This is a genomic window from Streptomyces sp. NH27 (assembly GCF_056859195.1).
The window spans coordinates 1-20105 of sequence record NZ_JACEGK010000072.1 but is presented as its reverse complement, the minus strand read 5'-3'; the positions used below and the strand labels follow the sequence as shown (position 1 = coordinate 20105).

General features: G+C 70.9%; 15 protein-coding genes. 13 read left to right on the top strand and 2 right to left on the bottom strand.

Annotation, left to right across the window (positions count from 1 at the left end):
- Positions 1 to 18 precede the first annotated feature (18 nt).
- The 5 genes from AC13HU_RS08910 (at position 19) to serA (ending at position 8922) form a co-directional block, all read left to right on the top strand.
- The gene (locus tag AC13HU_RS08910) at positions 19 to 3168 is read left to right on the top strand and encodes a putative bifunctional diguanylate cyclase/phosphodiesterase (RefSeq protein WP_483041228.1); all 3150 of its coding nucleotides are present in this window, start codon (positions 19 to 21) and stop codon (positions 3166 to 3168) included.
- A gap of 239 nt (positions 3169 to 3407) precedes the next feature.
- Positions 3408 to 5276 carry an acetolactate synthase large subunit gene (locus tag AC13HU_RS08905; RefSeq protein ID WP_483041227.1) on the top strand — a complete coding sequence of 623 codons (1869 nt, stop codon included), beginning with the start codon at positions 3408 to 3410 and terminating at the stop codon, positions 5274 to 5276.
- A 113-nt stretch (positions 5277 to 5389) separates the two neighbouring features.
- Complete coding sequence (gene ilvN / locus AC13HU_RS08900; protein WP_483041226.1) at positions 5390 to 5917, top strand: acetolactate synthase small subunit; 528 nt, start codon at positions 5390 to 5392, stop codon at positions 5915 to 5917.
- A 127-nt stretch (positions 5918 to 6044) separates the two neighbouring features.
- Positions 6045 to 7043: a ketol-acid reductoisomerase gene (gene ilvC, locus AC13HU_RS08895; RefSeq protein WP_483041225.1), complete on the top strand. Its 999-nt coding sequence runs from the start codon at positions 6045 to 6047 to the stop codon at positions 7041 to 7043.
- 286 nt (positions 7044 to 7329) lie between these two features.
- Entirely contained in the window at positions 7330 to 8922 is a 1593-nt protein-coding gene (gene serA, locus AC13HU_RS08890) for a phosphoglycerate dehydrogenase (protein ID WP_483041224.1), read from the top strand.
- Positions 8923 to 9033: 111 nt separating this feature from the next.
- Here the strand turns inward: serA and AC13HU_RS08885 are convergent, their stop codons facing one another.
- On the bottom strand, positions 9034 to 9798 hold the full coding sequence (locus AC13HU_RS08885) for a TnsA-like heteromeric transposase endonuclease subunit (RefSeq protein WP_483041223.1): 765 nt from the start codon (positions 9796 to 9798) through the stop codon (positions 9034 to 9036).
- 111 nt (positions 9799 to 9909) lie between these two features.
- The gene (locus AC13HU_RS08880; protein WP_483041222.1) at positions 9910 to 11193 is read right to left on the bottom strand and encodes a PucR family transcriptional regulator; all 1284 of its coding nucleotides are present in this window, start codon (positions 11191 to 11193) and stop codon (positions 9910 to 9912) included.
- 192 nt (positions 11194 to 11385) lie between these two features.
- Here AC13HU_RS08880 and AC13HU_RS08875 point away from each other — a divergent pair, with 192 nt between their 5' ends.
- From AC13HU_RS08875 to AC13HU_RS08840, 8 genes are all read left to right on the top strand, one after another.
- Positions 11386 to 12315, top strand: a complete 930-nt coding sequence (locus tag AC13HU_RS08875; protein WP_483041221.1) for a proline dehydrogenase family protein — start codon at positions 11386 to 11388, stop codon at positions 12313 to 12315.
- 26 nt (positions 12316 to 12341) lie between these two features.
- The gene (gene pruA / locus AC13HU_RS08870) at positions 12342 to 13991 is read left to right on the top strand and encodes an L-glutamate gamma-semialdehyde dehydrogenase (RefSeq protein WP_483041220.1); all 1650 of its coding nucleotides are present in this window, start codon (positions 12342 to 12344) and stop codon (positions 13989 to 13991) included.
- A 292-nt stretch (positions 13992 to 14283) separates the two neighbouring features.
- Positions 14284 to 14430 (top strand): hypothetical protein, encoded by a 147-nt coding sequence (locus AC13HU_RS08865; protein ID WP_483041219.1) that lies wholly within the window; start codon positions 14284 to 14286, stop codon positions 14428 to 14430.
- A gap of 92 nt (positions 14431 to 14522) precedes the next feature.
- On the top strand, positions 14523 to 15566 hold the full coding sequence (locus AC13HU_RS08860) for a 3-isopropylmalate dehydrogenase (RefSeq protein ID WP_483041218.1): 1044 nt from the start codon (positions 14523 to 14525) through the stop codon (positions 15564 to 15566).
- A 138-nt stretch (positions 15567 to 15704) separates the two neighbouring features.
- Complete coding sequence (locus tag AC13HU_RS08855; protein ID WP_483041217.1) at positions 15705 to 16793, top strand: branched-chain amino acid aminotransferase; 1089 nt, start codon at positions 15705 to 15707, stop codon at positions 16791 to 16793.
- Positions 16794 to 17209: 416 nt separating this feature from the next.
- Positions 17210 to 18820, top strand: coding sequence for a citramalate synthase (gene cimA / locus AC13HU_RS08850; RefSeq protein WP_483041216.1), 1611 nt, complete (start codon positions 17210 to 17212; stop codon positions 18818 to 18820).
- Positions 18821 to 18913: 93 nt separating this feature from the next.
- Positions 18914 to 19411: a GNAT family N-acetyltransferase gene (locus AC13HU_RS08845; protein WP_483041215.1), complete on the top strand. Its 498-nt coding sequence runs from the start codon at positions 18914 to 18916 to the stop codon at positions 19409 to 19411.
- A gap of 65 nt (positions 19412 to 19476) precedes the next feature.
- The coding region (locus AC13HU_RS08840) for an HpcH/HpaI aldolase/citrate lyase family protein (protein ID WP_483041214.1) at positions 19477 to 20105 on the top strand (629 nt) is incomplete at its 3' end.

The following is a 20105-nucleotide window of genomic DNA, read 5'->3' as shown; positions in this document are numbered from 1 at the left end:
TTCCTCGGCGACCAGCTCATGCGGTTCAGCGCCGACCTGTGGAGCGGCTCGGCCGGTGTGCTGCTCTTCCTGACGCAGCTGCTGGACCCCGCGCCCGACCCGCTGTTCACCGTGGACGCGCTCGCCGACCGCATCGTCCAACCGCGCCGCACCCTGTTCCTGCTGGCCCTGGTCTGCGGCGGCTACACCACCGGGGCCTCGCTCGGCTGGGGGAACCATGAAGTCGCCCTGGTCATGGGCGATTTCGGGCTCGCCGCCGCCGCGGCCGCCGCGTCCGTCTCCGCGCTGCTGTACGCACGCCGTGCCGCCGGCCCGCACCGCCTGGCCTGGCTGCTGTTCGCCTGTTCCTCGGCGATGACCGCCTGCGGCAACGGCATCTGGGGTTGGTACGAAGTGGTGCTGCGCCGCCCCGTGCCGCAGACCTCCGCCGCCGACTTCTGCTTCCTGATGTTCGCCCCGCCCGCGATCATCGGACTCCTGGTGCTCGCCAAACGTCCGGTGACCAGAGCAGGTTGGGTGTGCCTCGCACTGGACACCTGGCTGATCGGCGGCTCGCTGCTCACCTTGTCATGGAGCCTGGCGCTGGCCCGCGCCGCCGCGATCGACGGGCCGAGTACCGCCCGAATGGCCCTGTCGCTGGCGTACCCGCTGCTGGACATCGTGCTGGTGAGCATGGTGCTCGCGCTGCACTTCCGGCGCGCCGGGGTCAACCGCGCCGCGGTCAACACCGCGATCGCCGCCCTCGCACTCACGGTGCTGTGCGACGCCCTGTTCACCTCCCCGCTGCTGCGGGCGCACTACCGCTCGGGGCAGGTGCTCGACGCGGGCTGGTTCGCCGGCAGCCTGCTGCTGGCGTACGCCCCGTGGGTCGGCGCGCGGCTGTACGCACACGCGCAGCCGTCCCGCAGGGCCGGCGCCACCACCCGCAGGGTCGCCACCTCGCTGACCGCGCTGATGCCCTACCTGGCCGCCGCGGTCTGCACCCTCGGCATCCTCTACAACGTGATCACCGGCCAGAAGTGCGACCGCGTCGTGCTGCTCACCGGCTGCACCGTCGTGATGGCCCTGGTGGTCCGGCAGGGCATCATGCTGCTCGACAACATCTCGCTCACCCAGGAACTGGCCCACAAGGAGAGCCACTTCCGCTCCCTGGTGCAGGGCTCCAGCGACGTCATCATGATCGCCGCGCCCACCGGCGTGCTGCGGTACGTCAGCCCCGCCGCGCAGGGGGTGTACGGCCGGGACCCGGAGGAGATGGTCGGCACCGAACTGGCCGCCCACATCCACCCCGACGACCTGGGCCGGGTCCTGCACGAGGTGCGCCGCTTCCTGGCCGCCCCGCCCGGCGAGGAACCGTCGACGCGCATCGAGTGCCGTATCCGGGCCCACCGTTCGGGCCGCTCCGACCGCTCTGAACGGCCCCGTGGCGGCTCCGGCGAGCGCGCCCGCGGCGGCCGGCACGGCTGGCTGGACATCGAGTCCAGCGTCACCCGCTACCAAGGCGGCCTGATCTTCAACAGCCGCGACATCACCGAACGCGTCCGGTTGCAGGCCCAGTTGCAGCACAACGCGTCGCACGACCCGCTCACCGACCTGCCCAACCGCGCCCTGTTCCTCGAACGGCTCGGCCGGGCGGTCGGCGGCCGCCGGTCCGGTGACGCCAGGGCCGCCGTGCTCTACGTCGACCTCGACGGCTTCAAGGCGGTCAACGACACGGTCGGCCACCAGGCGGGCGACGACCTGCTCATCCAGGCCGCCCGCCGGCTGCGGGACACCCTCCGCTCCGGCGACATCGCGGCCCGGCTCGGCGGCGACGAGTTCGCCGCGCTCATCTCGGGCCCGGGCCCGGACGCCGGCCCGGCCGCACACCCGGCCCCGTATCCGGCACACACCGCGTACTCGGGGCACGCCGCCGACCACCCCGGCTACCCCGTCGGCCACCCGACGTGTCCGGCCCACCCCGGCGGCCATGCCGGCCACTCCACGTCCCTGGGGCGAGGTCCGATCCCGGGGCCCCGCGCGGCCCCCACCGAGCCGCCGTCCGGCCCCGGAGCCGGCGCCAACCCCGGCTCCGGTCCAGGCACGAGCCCCGGTTCCGGCCCGGCCCGCGCTGTCGAGGACCGCGTCCGCGACATCGCCGACCGGCTGCGTGCCGTGCTTTCCGAGCCCTATCGGGTGGACGGCGTCGAGGTCCGGGTCGGCGCGAGCGTCGGCATCGCCTTCGCCGAGCCCGGCGCCGCACCCGGCGACGTGATGCGCCACGCCGACCTGGCGATGTACCGCGCCAAGCAGTCCGGCAAGGGCCGCGTGGAGCTGTACGCCCCCCGGCTCCAGGCCGACGCCGTGCGCCGCACCGAACTCGCCGGCCGGGTCAGGAAGGCGCTCGACGACGGCGAGTTCACCCTGCTGCACCAACCCGTCGTGGAGCTGGCCGGCGGCCGGATCACCGGCGTGGAGGCCCGCCCCCGCTGGCGCAGCCCGCAGGGCATACTCTCCACCCCCGCCGAGTTCCTGCACTCCGGCGGCGATGGCGAGCGCGGCTTAGAGACGGCGCGGCTGCTCGACCGCCTGCTGGACCAGGCCGTCGAACAGGCCGCGCTGCGCTACGGCGCCGGCCACCCTGTCCCGGTCACCGTCCGGCTGTCCGCGCGCCGCCTGCTGCACCGCGACCCGCCGGTCACCGGCATCGAGAGCCTGCTGGCCCGCCATGAGCTGCCGCCCAGCGGCCTGGTGGTCGAGCTGACCGGCGGCGACCCGCGGATCGCGCCGGAGGAGCTGGAGCGCCGGCTGGCCGGCCTGCGCCGGCTCGGGGTGCGGATCGCGCTCGGTGGCTTCGCCGCCGGATACGGTTCGCTGGGCGCCCTGCGCACCCTGCCGGTCGACGTGATCAAACTCGACCGCGCCTTCACGGAAGGCGTAGTCGAGTCCGGCCGGCTGCACAAGATCACCCGCGGCCTGCTGGGCATCGCCGCCGACCTCGGCATCCGCACCGTCGCCGACGGCATCGACCGCCCCGAGCAGCTCCAGGCGATGCGCGAGATGGGCTGCGCGCAGGGCCTGGGCATGGCCTTCTCCGGCCCGCTCGACGAGCACCACCTGCGCGGCTCGCTGGCCCGCGGCGGCTACCCGGTCTGCTCGAATGCTGAGACGCCCGTCCCACCGGCTTGACACCCGAGTGGGGGCGGGAGGAGGGTCAGAGCCATGCGCACCCGAATTCTCGTACTTGGAAAGCGCGTCGGCTGACCGAGGCATCATCCGCCTCGCACCGCACCGGCGCGCTCCCCTCGCTTGCCTCACGGCACGAGGGGTTTTTTGTTGCCCGGCACCGGAACGCCGGCGCACCCACCGCAGTACCAGAGCACCGACGCACCACCGCAAACCCTCATCTTCGAGAGAAGAGAACGCAGATGACCGAGCAGGCCACCGGGTCCCACCACCCGCAGCGGAGCCGCAGCGCGGCGCCCGCCGCCCCCGCGGAGCGCATGACTGGTGCACAGGCCCTCATCCGCTCCCTCGAGGCCGTCGGCGCCGACACCGTATTCGGTATCCCGGGCGGCGCGATCCTGCCGGCGTACGACCCGTTGATGGACTCCGCCAAGGTCCGCCACGTGCTGGTCCGCCACGAGCAGGGGGCCGGCCACGCCGCCACCGGCTACGCGCAGGCCACCGGCAAGGTCGGCGTGTGCATGGCCACCTCGGGCCCGGGCGCGACCAACCTGGTCACCCCGATCGCCGACGCGCACATGGACTCCGTGCCGATCGTGGCCATCACCGGCCAGGTCGCCTCGAAGTCCATCGGTACCGACGCCTTCCAGGAAGCGGACATCTGCGGCATCACCCTGCCGATCACCAAGCACAACTTCCTGGTCACCGACCCGGCCGAGATCCCGCGCACCATCGCCGAGGCGTTCCACATCGCCGGCACCGGCCGCCCCGGCCCGGTGCTGGTCGACATCGCCAAGGACGCGCTGCAGAACCAGACCACCTTCAGCTGGCCGCCGCAGCAGGACCTGCCCGGCTACCGCCCGGTGACCAAGCCGCACGCCAAGCAGATCCGCGAGGCCGCCCGGCTGATCAACGAGGCCCGCCGCCCGGTGCTGTACGTCGGCGGCGGCGTGCTCAAGGCCCACGCCACCGCGGAACTGCGCATCCTCGCCGAGCTGACCGGCGCGCCCGTCACCACCACCTTGATGGCGCTCGGCGCGTTCCCCGACAGCCACCCGCAGCACGTCGGCATGCCCGGTATGCACGGCGACGTCTCCGCGGTCACCGCGCTGCAGAAGTCCGACCTGATCATCGCGCTCGGCGCCCGCTTCGACGACCGCGTCACCGGCCGGCTGGACACCTTCGCGCCGTACGCGAAGGTCGTGCACGCCGACATCGACCCGGCCGAGATCTCCAAGAACCGGGTCGCCGACGTGCCGATCGTCGGCGACGCCCGCGAAGTGCTCGCCGACCTCATCGTCGCCGTCCAGGCCGACCACGAGGCCGGCCACCGCGGCGACTACACCGACTGGTGGCGGCAGCTGTCCTTCTGGCGCAACACCTACCCGCTCGGCTACGAGGTGCCCGACGACGGCAGTCTCTCCCCGCAGCAGGTCATCGAGCGGATCGGGCAACTCGCCCCCGAAGGAACCCTGTTCGCGGCCGGAGTCGGCCAGCACCAGATGTGGGCCGCCCAGTTCATCAAGTACGAGCAGCCCGGCACCTGGTTCAACTCCGGCGGCGCCGGCACCATGGGTTACGCGGTGCCCGCCGCGATGGGCGCCAAGGCGGGCCGTCCCGACGCCACCGTGTGGGCGATCGACGGCGACGGCTGCTTCCAGATGACCAACCAGGAACTGACCACCTGCGCCCTGAACAACATCCCGATCAAGGTCGCCATCATCAACAACGGCGCCCTCGGCATGGTCCGCCAGTGGCAGAACCTCTTCTACGGCGAGCGGTTCTCCAACACGGTGCTGCACTCCGGCGCCGAGAGCGTGCCCGGTTCCACCCAGGGCGTCGGCTCCATCCAGAACCGCGGCACCCGGGTGCCGGACTTCGTCAAGCTCTCCGAGGCGATGGGCTGCATCGGACTGCGTTGCGAGTCCGCCGACGAGCTGGACGCGGTCATCGCCAAGGCGAACGAGATCAACGACCGCCCGGTGGTCGTGGACTTCATCGTGCACGAGGACGCCATGGTCTGGCCGATGGTCGCCGCCGGTACCTCCAACGACGAGATCATGGCGGCCCGAGACGTTCGCCCTGACTTCGGCGACGCGGCGGAGGACTGACACCCGAGCGCCCGTGGCGGGCGGCCGAGGAACGAGGCCGTCCGCACAGGGAGCGAGTAGGAAGTCCGACCGAAAGAGCGGTCGACCGACCTCCCACGAAGGAAACCGAATCCATGTCCAAGCACACCCTTTCCGTCCTGGTGGAGAACAAGCCCGGCGTCCTGGCCCGGATCACCGCGCTCTTCTCCCGCCGCGGCTTCAACATCGACTCGCTCGCGGTCGGCACCACCGAGCACCCCGAGATCTCGCGGATCACCATCGTCGTCAACGTGGTGGACCAACTGCCGCTCGAACAGGTCACCAAGCAGCTCAACAAGCTGGTCAACGTGCTGAAGATCGTCGAGCTCGACTCGTCGGCGGCGGTCGCGCGTGAACTCGTTCTGGTGAAGGTGCGGGCCGACAACGAGACCCGCTCGCAGATCGTGGAGATCGTGCAGCTCTTCCGCGCCAAGACCGTCGACGTCTCCCCGGAGGCCGTCACCATCGAAGCCACCGGCGGCGCCGACAAGTTGGAGGCCATGCTCAAGATGCTGGAGCCGTTCGGCATCAAGGAGCTGGTCCAGTCCGGCACCATCGCCATCGGCCGCGGCGCCCGCTCCATCACCGACCGGAGCCTGCGCGCGCTCGACCGTTCCGCGTGACGCATCCGGATCGGGCCGGCGCGGGTGATCCGCGCGCCGGCCGATCCGCATGGCGAGACCCCGAAACCCCCTTCCGCCCACCCGTCGTACGGTGGGCCGTACCAACCGATCCAAGGAGAGACCCGAAGTGGCCGAGCTGTTCTACGACGACGACGCAGACCTGTCCATCATCCAGGGCCGCAAGGTCGCGGTCATCGGCTACGGCAGCCAGGGCCACGCCCACGCGCTGTCGCTGCGTGACTCCGGCGTCGATGTGCGCGTCGGTCTGCACGAGGGCTCCAAGTCCAAGGCGCAGGCCGAGGAGCAGGGCCTGCGCGTGGTGACGGTCGCCGAGGCCGCCGCCGAAGCCGACGTCATCATGATCCTGGTGCCCGACCCGATCCAGGCCCGCGTCTACGAGGACTCCATCAAGGACAACCTCAAGGACGGCGACGCCATCTTCTTCGGCCACGGCCTCAACATCCGCTACGACTTCATCAAGCCGCCGGCCGGCGTGGACGTCTGCATGGTGGCCCCGAAGGGCCCGGGCCACCTGGTCCGCCGTCAGTACGAGGAAGGCCGCGGCGTGCCGTGCATCGTGGCCGTCGAGCAGGACGCCACCGGCAAGGCGTTCGCGCTCTCGCTCTCCTACGCCAAGGGCATCGGCGGCACCCGCGCCGGCGTCATCAAGACCACCTTCACCGAGGAGACCGAGACCGACCTCTTCGGCGAGCAGGCGGTGCTGTGCGGTGGCACCTCCGCGCTGGTCAAGGCGGGCTTCGAGACCCTGGTCGAGGCCGGTTACCAGCCGGAGATCGCGTACTTCGAGTGTCTGCACGAGCTGAAGCTCATCGTGGACCTGATGTACGAGGGCGGCCTGGAGAAGATGCGCTGGTCGGTCTCCGAGACCGCTGAGTGGGGCGACTACGTCACCGGCCCGCGGATCATCAACGAGAACACCAAGGCCGAGATGAAGAAGATCCTCGGCGAGATCCAGGACGGCACCTTCGCCAACAACTGGATCGCCGAGTACAACGCGGGCCTGCCGAAGTACAACGAGTACAAGAAGGCCGACGAGGATCACCTGCTGGAGACCACCGGCCGGAAGCTGCGCAAGCTGATGAGCTGGGTGGACGAGGAGGCGTAAGGCCGCGCCGGGGGCACCCCCCAGGCGATGCCGGAGGGGCGTCGCTTCGTACCACCGGCCGGTCCCCTGAACAGGGGAGTACCGGCAGGCTTTGTACGAAGCGACGCAACCCTTGTGGGTGATCCTTCCATTTCGGCAATGGCGCTGGTTCACCCCGCCGATAGACTTCCTCAACAAGCGCGTCAGGCTCACAGCGTCGTGCGTCTTCCACGCGGCATGCCAATCCCGCCCTCCCAGGAGCGGCCCCACGGGACCGGCCGCCCCCGCAGGAACATGTGAGGACCACGTGAGCCAGAAGCCTGTCGTACTCATTGCAGAAGAGCTGTCGCCGGCCACGGTCGACGCGCTCGGCCCGGATTTCGAGATCCGGCACTGCAATGGCGCGGACCGAGCCGAACTGCTGTCCGCGATCACCGATGTCGATGCGATCCTGATTCGCAGCGCCACCAAAGTCGATGCCGAGGCGGTCGCCGCCGCGGGCAAACTGCGGGTCGTCGCCCGTGCAGGCGTCGGCCTGGACAACGTCGACGTGGCCGCCGCCACCAAGGCCGGCGTGATGGTCGTGAATGCCCCGACCTCCAACATCGTCACCGCCGCCGAACTCGCCTGCGGCCTGATCGTCGCCACCGCCCGCAACATCGCGCCCGCCAACGCGGCGCTGAAGGCCGGCGAGTGGAAGCGCAACAAGTACACCGGCGTCGAGCTGAGCGAGAAGACCCTCGGCGTGGTGGGCCTCGGCCGGATCGGCGTCCTAGTCACCCAGCGGATGTCCGCCTTCGGGATGAACGTCGTCGCGTACGACCCCTACGTACAGCCGGCCCGCGCCGCCCAGATGGGCGTCAAGCTGCTCACCCTGGACGAGCTGCTGGAGGTCTCCGACTTCATCACCGTCCACCTGCCGAAGACCCCCGAGACGCTCGGTCTGATCGGCGACGAGGCGCTGCACAAGGTCAAGCCGTCGGTGCGGATCGTCAACGCCGCGCGCGGCGGGATCGTCGACGAGGAGGCGCTGGCCGCCGCGCTCAAGGAGGGCCGGGTGGCCGGCGCGGGCCTGGACGTCTACGCGAAGGAGCCGTGCACCGACTCCCCGCTCTTCCAGTTCGACAACGTGGTGGCGACCCCGCACCTGGGCGCCTCCACCGACGAGGCACAGGAGAAGGCGGGCATCGCGGTCGCCAAGTCGGTGCGGCTCGCGCTCGCCGGTGAACTGGTGCCGGACGCGGTCAACGTGCAGGGCGGCGTCATCGCCGAGGACGTCAAGCCCGGCCTGCCGCTCGCCGAGAAGCTGGGCCGGATCTTCACCGCGCTGGCCGGCGAGGTCGCCGCCCGCCTCGACGTCGAGGTCTGCGGCGAGATCACCCAGCACGACGTGAAGGTGCTCGAACTCAGCGCGCTCAAGGGCGTGTTCGAGGACGTCGTGGCCGAGACGGTGTCGTACGTCAACGCGCCGCTGTTCGCGCAGGAGCGCGGGGTGGAGGTTCGCCTCACCACCAGCTCCGAGTCGCCCAACCACCGCAACCTCGTCACCGTGCGCGGCACCCTCGCCGACGGCACCGAGGTGTCGGTGTCCGGCACGCTGGCCGGCCCGAAGAACCTGCAGAAGGTCGTCGCGGTCGGCGACGAGGACGTCGACCTCGCGCTCGCCGACCACATGGCCTTCCTGCGCTACACCGACCGCCCGGGCATCGTCGGCACCATCGGCCGCATCCTCGGTGAGGTCGGCGTCAACATCGCCGGCATGCAGGTCGCCCGCGCGGCCGCCGGCGGCGACGCCCTGGTGGCCCTCACCGTCGACTCCACGATCCCGGCCGGTGTCCTCACCGACATCGCCGACGAGATCGGCGCCAGCTCCGCCCGCGCCGTCAACCTCACGGACTGATTCCGGCCGACGTTTGCGCGTACGCTCGGTGCTAGAGGTATGACCCGGGAACACCGGTACTGCTAATCACCCTTCGGGTGGTAGTGCCGGTGTTTTCTGGCGCTAATCCGATCAGTACGGACAAGATCTCGTCCATGGGAGGAATGATGACTGCCGAAAAACTCCCGGGTTATTCCCCCTCCGGGTGGCTTCACTGCGGACGACCTTGACCGCATCCCCGATCTCCCGCCGCACACCGAGCTGATCGACGGGAGTCTCATTTTCGCGAGTCCGCAGAAATATTTCCACATGCTGGCCATGTCCATGCTTGAGTTCGCGCTGCGCAAGCAGGCACCTGACGGTCTCCTGGTGGGCCGTGAGATGACAATCGTGCTGGACAGAGGCAACCGTCCCGATCTCGTATTCCCAACCGTGCCGTTCGACCAGTTCACCCGGCCAGGCCAACGCCTCCGCGATCTTCGGATCAGTGAGCCGATCCGCAGGCTTGACGTTCACCACCCGTATCACTCCCGACTCCATGACCAGCAGGAAGTCCGGCACATGCCGACGTACCCGATCGCCGACCCGGGCGGTCAGGTGGCACGGCTGGGCATAGATCCCGCGCACAGCAGGATCCATGTCAGCCAGGAGAAGCCGTGCCAGCTCCAAGCGGCTCTCATAGACCACGGGCCCGGCCATCGTTGCCGACGCGTACCGCCCTGAGTAGTGCGCCTGGCCGTGGACCGAGCGAAACCTCCGCCATGGAACCGACCATGTGAAATCCGCTAACCGCAGATCCTTGAACGGAACCTTCCGTACCGACGCGTCGTCGTAGCGGACCGTCGCCATCGGCTGTTCGTACTTCCCACGCACCTGGGCTGGACTCTGAATGGCCATAGGTCGGAAGCTAGTTACCGTGCGGAGTCAGTGCGCACAGATCCTTGGAATTGCGCATTCAGTGCGCATCTCACGGGTACAGTGCGCGCTTAATCGCGGAACCTACACCCTCTACAGGCGGGCCGCCTTCAGGGCCATGTGGAGCAGGAGGCGGGACTCGCCGTCGGAGAGGTCGAGGCCGGTGAGCTGCTCGATGCGGGACAGGCGGTAGTAGAGGGTCTGGCGGTGGATGGCCAGCGCGGTGGCGGTGCGGCCGGCCTGGCCCGCGTGGTCGAGGAACACCTCGGCGGTGTGGGCGAGTTCGCGGTGCGCCGCGGTGAGCAGGGGGGCGATCGCCGGGTCCGGTGACGCGTCGGCCGGAAGTGCGGTGAGCAGCCGGTACGGGCCGATCCCGGACCACTTGGCGATCGGGCCGAGCAGCGGCTGGGCCCGGGCGGCCCGGGCGGACGCGGTCGCCTCCTGCCACGCCCCGGGCAACGCGGCCAGCGCGGTGCGCGCGTCGCTCACCCCCGCGACCGGCCCGTCCGTCTCGGTGGCCCCGACACCGACACCGGCCGCAGCCCCGGTCCCGCCCGCACCCGCGGCCGCGCTCGCCGCGATCGCGGCCAGCACCCGGGTCGCCGCCGTACGCGCTGGCGCGAGCACCTGCGGCGCGCGCAGCCGGACCAGCACCGCGACCGTCTCCCAGCGCCCCCACCCCGGCACCCGGGTGATCGCCGCGGCGCCCGGCACCGTACGCGCGCCGGGCAGGTCATCGGTGTGCTCGGCCCAGCCGTCCGGCGGCGACTCGGCGAGCCGCTTGCCGCCCCGGTCCGGCGGCCACACGCACACCAGCGCGTGCGGCTCGTCCGCGTCCGGGCCCAGCGCCTTGCGCAGCGACTCCTCCGCGCTGTCCCGGGCGGCCCGGGTCGCCCCGGTGAGCAGCGCCCGCAGCGCCTGGGCAGCCTCGGCCCCGGCCACCGACATCGCGGCGAGCCGGTCGCCGATCCGCGCCGCCACCGACATCGCCGCGGTGAGCTGCGCGGGGGAGTGGTCGGCCTCGTCGAGCAGCCAGACGTAGCCGTAGACCACCCCGCCGTGCCGGACCGGGAGGCAGAGCCGGCCGGTGAAGACGCCTGCCGAGGGGGCCGCGGGGATCCGGATCGGCGCGGTGGCGCGGGCGATGCCGTACCGCTCGAACCAGGCGCGGACCTCCGCGGTCGAGCGCCGGGTCAGGATCGATCTGGTCCGCACCGGGTCGACCGCCGCTTCGTCCTCGCTGTCGTGCACGCCGAACGCGATCAGCCGGAAGTCCCGGTCCTCCAGCGTCGCGGGCGCCCCGAGCAGCACCGAGACCTCGTCCACCAGATCCTGGAAATCACCGTAGTCAGCGGCCACGGCTCCATTGTCCCTCATCGCTCTCATACATATGTATGAGGGGTCGCACCCGGATGCGTGACAGGTGTCGATGGCCCACAAGGCAGCCGGTACCTAGATTCGCGGTGACGGCACGTGATCCGTGCCGCCGCCCCGGTGCGGCGGTGATCCCCGCCGCACCGACAACCCCCTTGCCCCGCTGCTGCCCCGCCATCCGCCAGGAGGCCCCAAGTGCTCGGTCCCGTGCTGCTCGCCGCCTCGCGCAGCGACCGGCTGCGCCGTGTCGTCGCCGCCGCGCCCGTCACCCGTCCGGTGGTGGACCGCTTCGTCGCGGGTGACGCGCTGCACCCCGCGATGGACACCGTCCACGCGCTGACCGCGAGCGGTCTCGACGTCACCCTCGACCACCTCGGCGAGGACGTCACCGACCGCGCCACCGCGCGGCACACCCGCGACGCCTACCTGCGGCTGCTGGAGACCCTGGCCGCCGCGGACCTCGGCGACCGCGCCGAGGTCTCGGTGAAGCTCTCCGCCTTCGGCCAGGCGCTGCCCGACGGCGGCCACGACGTCGCGCTGGAGAACGTCCGCGCGGTCGCCGAACTCGCCACCGCGACCGGCACCACCGTCACTCTCGACATGGAGGACCACACCACCGTCGACTCGACGCTGGCCGTCGTGCGCGAGCTGCGCCGCGAACACCCGCGCACCGGCGCCGTGCTCCAGTCGTACCTGTTCCGCACCGAGGCCGACGCCCGCGACCTGGCCACCGCGGGCTCGCGGGTCCGGCTGGTCAAGGGCGCCTACAAGGAGCCCGCGCACGTCGCCTTCCAGGACCGCAAGTCCGTCGACCGCGCCTATGTCCGTGCGCTGCGGACCCTGTTCGAGGGCGACGGCTACCCGATGGTCGGCTCGCACGACCCCCGGATGATCGCCATCGCCCAGGACCTCGCCGTCCGCGGCGGCCGCGCGCCCGGCAGTTACGAGTTCCAGATGCTCTACGGCATCCGCACCGCCGAGCAGCGGCGACTCGCGGCGGCCGGTGAGCGGATGCGCATCTATGTCCCCTACGGCGCAGACTGGTACGGCTACTTCATGCGCCGCCTCGCCGAGCGCCCGGCGAACCTCGCCTTCTTCCTCCGTTCCTTCGCCCCCAGCCGCTGAACCGATCCCACAAGGAGACACGCTCCATGGACGCTGTGACCCAGGTCCCCGCGCCGGTCAACGAGCCGGTGCACACCTACGCGCCCGGCAGCCCGGAACGCGCTCGGCTCGAAGCGAAGCTCAAGGAGCTGGCCGGCAACCCGATCGACCTGCCGTTGGTGATCGGCGGCAAGGAGCGGATGGGTGGCGGTGACCGGTTCGACGTGGTGCAGCCGCACAACCACGCCGCCCGGCTGGGCACTTGTGCCTCCGCCGACACCCAGGACGCGCAGGACGCCGTGGACGCGGCGCTGGCCGCCGCCCCCGCCTGGCGCGCCACCTCCTTCGACGACCGCGCGGCCATCTTCCTGCGCGCGGCCGAACTGCTCGCCGGCCCCTGGCGGGAGACGGTGGCCGCCTCCACCATGCTCGGCCAGTCCAAGACGGTGCAGCAGGCCGAGATCGACAGCCCCTGCGAACTCGTCGACTTCTGGCGGTTCAACGTCCACTTCGCCCGGCAGATCCTCGCCGAGCAGCCGGTCGCCAACGCGCCCGGCGTGTGGAACCGGCTCGACCACCGTCCGTTGGAGGGCTTCGTCTACGCGATCACGCCGTTCAACTTCACCGCGATCGCGGGCAACCTGCCCACCGCCCCCGCGCTGATGGGCAACGTGGTGGTGTGGAAGCCGGCGTCCACCCAAACCCACTCCGCGCTGCTGCTGATGCGGCTGCTGAAGGAGGCCGGGCTGCCCGACGGCGTCATCAACCTGGTCACCGGGCACGGCGCCGTGGTCTCCGACGTGGCGCTCACCCACCCCGACCTGGCCGGCATCCACTTCACCGGGTCCACCAAGACCTTCCAGTACCTGTGGCGGACGGTCGGCGAGAACATCGAGCGCTACCGCTCCTACCCGCGGATCGTCGGCGAGACCGGTGGCAAGGACTTCGTGGTCGCGCACCCGTCGGCCGACCCGGCGGTGCTGAAGACCGCGCTCACCCGCGGCTCCTTCGAGTACCAGGGCCAGAAGTGCTCGGCCTCCTCGCGCGCCTACATCCCGCGCTCGATCTGGGAGAACGGCTTCAAGGAGGAGTTCGCGGCCGAGGTCGACGGCATCACCATGGGTGACGTCACCGACCTCACCAACTTCCTCGGCGCCCTCATCGACGAGGCGTCGTTCGCCAAGAACAAGGCCGCGATCGAGCGCGCCAAGGCCGACCCGACCGTCGAGGTGCTGGCCGGCGGCACGTACGACGACTCGGTCGGCTGGTTCGTCCGCCCGACGGTGCTGGTCTCCACCGACCCCGGCAACGAGATCTTCCGCGAGGAGTATTTCGGCCCGCTGCTCGCGGTGCACGTCTACGACGACACCGACGACACCGACGGCGCGGCCTTCGACGCGATGCTCGACCAGATGGAGTCCGTGGCGTCCTACGCCCTGACCGGCGCGGTCATCGCCCGCGACCGCGCGGCCGTGGCGCACGTGATGGAGAAGCTGCGCTTCGCGGCCGGCAACTTCTACATCAACGACAAGTCGACCGGCGCCGTGGTCGGCCAGCAGCCCTTCGGCGGCGCCCGTGCCTCGGGCACCAACGACAAGGCCGGCTCCGCGCAGAACCTGATCCGGTGGACCTCGACCCGCGCCGTCAAGGAGGCGCTCGTCCCGCCGACCGACTACCGCTACCCGCACCAGGGCTGAGCGCCGGGCCGCCGCGTTCCACGCGCCGAGCCCCGCGTTCCACCGCCCCCGTCTCCAGACCACTGCGGAGACGGGGGCGGTTTCCATGGGTTCGGACGGATGCGGGGCCGAACCGGGCGGCCGGCCGTCTCAGATAGTAGGAAGTCCAAGTAATCCTGGCGACAGAACGTCCGCTGTGTCCTAACTTTGAAGAAGCCGAACGTTTCCCGCTCGACCGAGCGGACGGCGGATGCGAGCCCGGCGCCTTCCAGGCGGGGTCACCCCCCGCGGCGTGGCTCTCCGCCCGCGTTCCATGGCACGTCTCACCTCCACCCGTCTCCACCGCTTTCCACTGGAGTTGATCCCCATGGACGAGACCGCCCGCCAGAACGCCCTGCGCGCCCTGCAGCGCTCCATGGACCGCCGCGACAACGGCGGCTCCACCGGCCACGAGCGCTGAGCCGTACCCGGCGCCGTATCCGACCCCCACACACTCCGTCCGGCATGCGGACGTGCCGTTTCATAGGTCAAGACGCGGAGTAGGGTGCCCGCATGTCTCGTAGCATCAACCTCGCAGTGATCCCCGGCGACGGAATCGGTCAGGAAGTCGTCGCCGAGGGTCTCAAAGTCCTCGCCGCGGCCCTCCCGCAGGAAACCAAGCTGGAGACGAAGGAGTACGACTTCGGCGCCAAGCGCTACCACGCCACCGGGCAGACCCTCACCGATGCGGACCTCGCGGAGCTCAAGGCCCACGACGCGATCCTGCTCGGTGCGATCGGCGACCCGTCGGTGCCGTCCGGTGTGCTGGAACGCGGTTTCCTGCTGAAGCTGCGGTTCGCCTTCGACCACTTCGTCAACCTCCGGCCCAGCAAGCTGTTCCCCGGCGTGGGCACCCCGCTCGCGGGCAGCCCGGACATCGACTTCGTGGTGGTCCGCGAAGGCACCGAGGGCCCGTACACCGGCAACGGCGGCGCGATCAGGACCGGCACCCCGGCCGAGGTTGCCACCGAGGTGAGCCTCAACACCGCCTACGGCATCGAGCGCGTGGTGCGCGACGCGTACGCCCGCGCCCAGGCCCGCCCGCGCAAGAAGCTCACCCTGGTGCACAAGAACAACGTGCTGGTGCACGCCGGCGGTCTGTGGACCCGGATCTTCGAGGCGGTCGGCAAGGAGTTCCCCGACGTCAGCACCGACTACCTGCACGTCGACGCCACGATGATCTTCCTGGTCACGCAGCCCGAGCGGTTCGACGTGATCGTCACCGACAACCTGTTCGGCGACATCGTCACCGACCTCGCCGCGGCCGTCTCCGGCGGTATCGGGGTGGCGGCGAGCGGAAACATCAACCCCAGCCGCGAATTCCCCTCGATGTTCGAGCCCGTGCACGGCTCGGCCCCGGACATCGCCGGTCAGTCCAAGGCCGACCCGACCGCGACCGTGCTCTCCGTCGCGCTGCTGCTGCGGCACCTCGGCTACGACGCGGAGGCCGACCGGATCGACGCCGTCGTGCAGGCCGACCTGGCCGAGCGCGCCGGCGGCCCGGCCCGCTCCACCGTCGAGATCGGTGACGCGCTGGCCGCCCGGGTGGCCGGCTGAGTCAGGCGAGCCCGGTTCCACAGGTACGCCCCGGCCCCGTCGCTGCGATAATCGGTGACGGGGCCGCTTCGCGGCGGGAAAGTAGGACGTCCTAGCAGTAGGTTCGAGGGCGTCAGCGACATGGTGAAGGAACAGAAGATGACGACGCCCACGATCGAGTTGAAGCCCTCCTCGCACCCGCTGCCCGCGGTCGAGCGCGAGGCGATCATGTCCGACCCCGGTTTCGGGCGGTACTTCACCGACCATATGGTCACCATCAAGTGGACCGACGGCCGCGGCTGGCACGACGCACAGCTCGTCCCGTACGCCCCGCTGGCGCTCGACCCGGCGAACATGACGCTGCACTACGCGCAGACGATCTTCGAGGGACTCAAGGCGTACCGCCAGCCCGACGGCAGCGTGGCCACCTTCCGCCCCGAGGCCAACGCGCTGCGCTTCCAGGCGTCCTCGCGGCGGCTGGCGATGCCCGAGCTGCCGGTGGAGACCTTCATCGAGGCGTGCGACGTGCTGGTCCGCCAGGACAAGGACTGGGTGCCCACCGAGGGCGAAGCCTCCCTCTACCTGCGGCCCTTCATGATCGCCACCGAGGTCGGGCTCGGCGTCCGCCCCGCGAACGAGTACCTCTTCCTGGTCATCGCCTCCCCGGCCGGCGCCTACTTCTCCGGCGGCGTCAAGCCGGTCTCGGTCTGGCTCTCCGAGGAGTACGTCCGCGCGGCCCCCGGCGGCACCGGCGCGGCCAAGACCGGCGGCAACTACGCGGCCTCCCTCGTCGCCCAGGCACAGGCCATCGAGCACGGCTGCGACCAGGTGGTCTGGCTCGACGCGATCGAGCGGCGCTGGATCGAGGAGATGGGGGGCATGAACCTGTACTTCGTCTTCGGCAACCGGATCGTCACCCCCTCGCTCACCGGTTCACTGCTGCCCGGGATCACCCGGGACTCGCTGCTCGCGATCGCCGCGGACCTCGGGTACGAGGTCGGCGAGGGCCGGATCAGCGTCGAGGACTGGAAGCGGGGCAACGAGGACGGCACCCTCACGGAGGTGTTCGCCTGCGGCACCGCCGCCGTGATCACCCCGGTCGGCTCGGTCAAGTCCACCCGGGCGAACTGGACGGTGGGGGACGGGGGTCCGGGCGAGGTCACGATGCGGCTGCGCTCCGCGCTGCTCGACATCCAGACGGGGAAGGCCCCGGACCCCCACGGCTGGATGCACCCCCTCGGCGCGTAACGAGCCGGTGAGCAACGCCCTGGGCAGAAGGCGCCCACGACGGGGCGCTGGGGGTATCACCCCCGCGCCCCGTCGTGGCGCAGCCCTTCCGTAGTGCGGGCCCAGTAGGTGAGACGGTGACCCGTATGGCGGATAGGTGTGCCACACTGCTGATGTGTCCTCGTATGCCACGCTGATTATTGGCCGCAGGCACGCCGGTCCGCAGTGTCGCTTCCGCTGAACCCAAGTGGAACGCCACCGTGCTTCAGACCCGCGTGCAGACCTCTCGCATCCGCGAGAGGTTTTTTCGTTTCCCGGCCCACCCGCGCCGGAGGCGAGAGCGCACGAGGAGACTGGGGGCAAGTGGAGTCGGAACTTCCGGATGGTGAACGCCGTTCGGGGGTAACCCCACCCACCCGACAGGAGTTGCAACTGCCATGACCGCCGAACCCGACGACAGCTTCCACGTCTTCGACACCACGTTGCGCGACGGCGCGCAGCGCGAGGGCATCAACCTCACCGTCGCCGACAAGCTGAGCATCGCACGGCACCTGGACGACTTCGGCGTGGGCTTCATCGAGGGCGGCTGGCCGGGTGCCAACCCCCGCGACACCGAGTTCTTCGCCCGGGCCGCCGCCGAGCTGAACCTGAAGCACGCCACGCTGGTCGCGTTCGGCGCCACCCGCCGCCCGGGCGCCAAGGCCGCCGACGACCCGCAGGTCAACGCGCTGCTGGAGTCCGGCGCCCCGGTCATCACGCTGGTCGCCAAGTCCCATGACCGGCACGTGGAACTGGCGCTGCGCACCACGCTGGAGGAGAACCTGGAGATGGTCCGCGACACCGTCGCGCACCTCGTCGCCCAGGGCCGCCGGGTCTTCGTGGACTGCGAGCACTTCTTCGACGGCTACCGGGCCAACCCGAAGTACGCCACCGCCGTGGTCGGTGCCGCGCACGAGGCCGGCGCGTCCGTGGTGGTGCTCTGCGACACCAACGGCGGGATGCTGCCCAAGCAGGTGCACGCGGTCACCGCGCAGGTGCTCGCCGACACCGGCGCGCGGCTCGGCATGCACGCCCAGGACGACACCGGCTGCGCGGTCGCCAACACCCTCGCCGCGGTGGACGCCGGCGCCACGCACGTGCAGTGCACCGCCAACGGCTACGGCGAGCGGGTCGGCAACGCCAACCTCTTCCCGGTCGCCGCCGCGCTGGAGCTGAAGCACGACCGGCGGGTACTGCCCGAGGGCGCGCTCGGCGAGATGACCCGGATCTCGCACGCCATCGCCGAGATCGTCAACCTGCCGTCCTCCACGCACCAGCCGTACGTGGGCGTGTCCGCGTTCGCGCACAAGGCGGGGCTGCACGCCTCCGCGATCAAGGTGGACCCGGACCTCTACCAGCACATCGACCCCGAGCGGGTCGGCAACACCATGCGGATGCTGGTCTCCGACATGGCCGGCCGCGCCTCGATCGAGCTGAAGGGCAAGGAACTCGGCATCGACCTGGGCGGCGACCGCGAACTGGTCGGCCGGGTGGTGGACCGGGTCAAGGAACGCGAGCTGAAGGGCTACACGTACGAGGCCGCCGACGCCTCCTTCGCGTTGCTGCTGCGCGACGAACTCCAGAGCGGCCGGCCGGACGGGCCGCGGCGCTTCTTCCGTACCGAGTCCTGGCGCGTCATCACCGAGGACCGCCCCGACGGCTCGCACGCCAACGAGGCCACCGTGAAGCTGTGGGCGAAGGGTGAGCGGATCGTCGCCACCGCCGAGGGCAACGGCCCGGTCAACGCGCTCGACCGCGCCCTGCGGGTGGCGCTGGAGCGCATCTACCCGCAGCTCGGCGCGTTCGCGCTGGTCGACTACCGGGTCCGTATCCTCGAAGGCCGTTCCGGCACCGACTCCACCACCCGAGTACTGATCAACACTTCCGACGGCGCGGCCGAGTGGTCCACGGTCGGCGTCGCCGACAACGTCATCGCCGCGTCCTGGCAGGCACTTGAGGACGCCTGCGCCTACGGCCTGATCCGGGCCGGCCTGGAGCCGCAGGACTAGGAGCCCGGGTAGGGCCGCAGGTCAGGGCCCCGCGGTACCCCGCCGCGGGAAAACCGGTCGAGCCGGCGGCCCGTGGGCCCTAACCTGCGGGGCGTGACGGAGACCGTGGAAGAGAAGATCGTCGTACGCCCGGCCGAGCCCGCCGACGCGGGCGCCATCGCGCGGGTGCACATCACCTCGCGCGAGGTCGCGATGCCGTGGCTGCCGCCGCGCACGCGCACCGACGAGGAGGTGGAGCGCTGGGTGCGCGAGGTGGTACTGGCCGAGGCGGACGTCTGGGTCGCGGTGGACGGCGACGGCGCGGTGCTCGGCTATGCGGCCGTGGAGGGGGAGTGGCTGGAGCACCTGTACCTGCTGCCGCAGGTCCGGCGGCGCGGCATCGGCTCGCTGCTGCTCGCGCGGGCGAAGGCGCACCGGCCGGACCTGCTGGACCTGCACGTCTTCCAGCGCAACACCGACGCGCGGGCGTTCTACGCGCGCCACGGCTTCACGGTGCTGGATCTGAACGACGGTTCGCGGAACATGGAGCGTGAACCGGATATGACGCTGCGCTGGACCCCGGTGACCAACGGCACACCTACTGACGGGTAATCGCCGGGCGTCCGCGGTCGTAGGGTGAGCGCCACACCCTCGACCCGACATCACCGGGAGATCGCATGCGCTCGGCGAAGGACTTCTTCCGCCCGCTGGCCGTGGGGGCGCCGGCCCCCGTCAGGGACGTGCCGTTCCGCCCCTCGCGAATGATCCACTTCTTCGACCCGGGCAACGAGAAGATGGCGGCCAAGGTGCCGTCGATCGCCCCGAAGGTCGACGTCCTGCTGGGCAACCTGGAGGACGCGGTCCCGGCCGACCGCAAGGAGGCGGCCCGGGCCGGGCTGGTGAAGATCGCCCGGGCCACCGACTTCGGCGACACCCAGCTGTGGACCCGGATCAACAGCCTCGACTCGCCCTGGGCGCTGGACGACCTGCTCACCCTCTGCGCCGAGATCGGCGACCGGCTCGATGTCGTGATGGTGCCGAAGGTCGAGGGCGCCCACGACATCCACTACGTCGACCGGCTGCTCGCCCAGCTGGAGGCGAAGGCCGGGCTGACCCGGCCGATCCTGGTGCACGCGATTCTGGAGACCGCGGCGGGCGTGGGCAACGTCGAGGAGATCGCCGCCGCCAGCCCCCGGATGCAGGGCATGTCGCTCGGCCCGGCCGACCTGGCCGCGAGCCGCCGGATGAAGACCACCCGGGTCGGCGGCGGCCATCCCGGCTACCTGGTGCGCGAGGACCCTGCCCC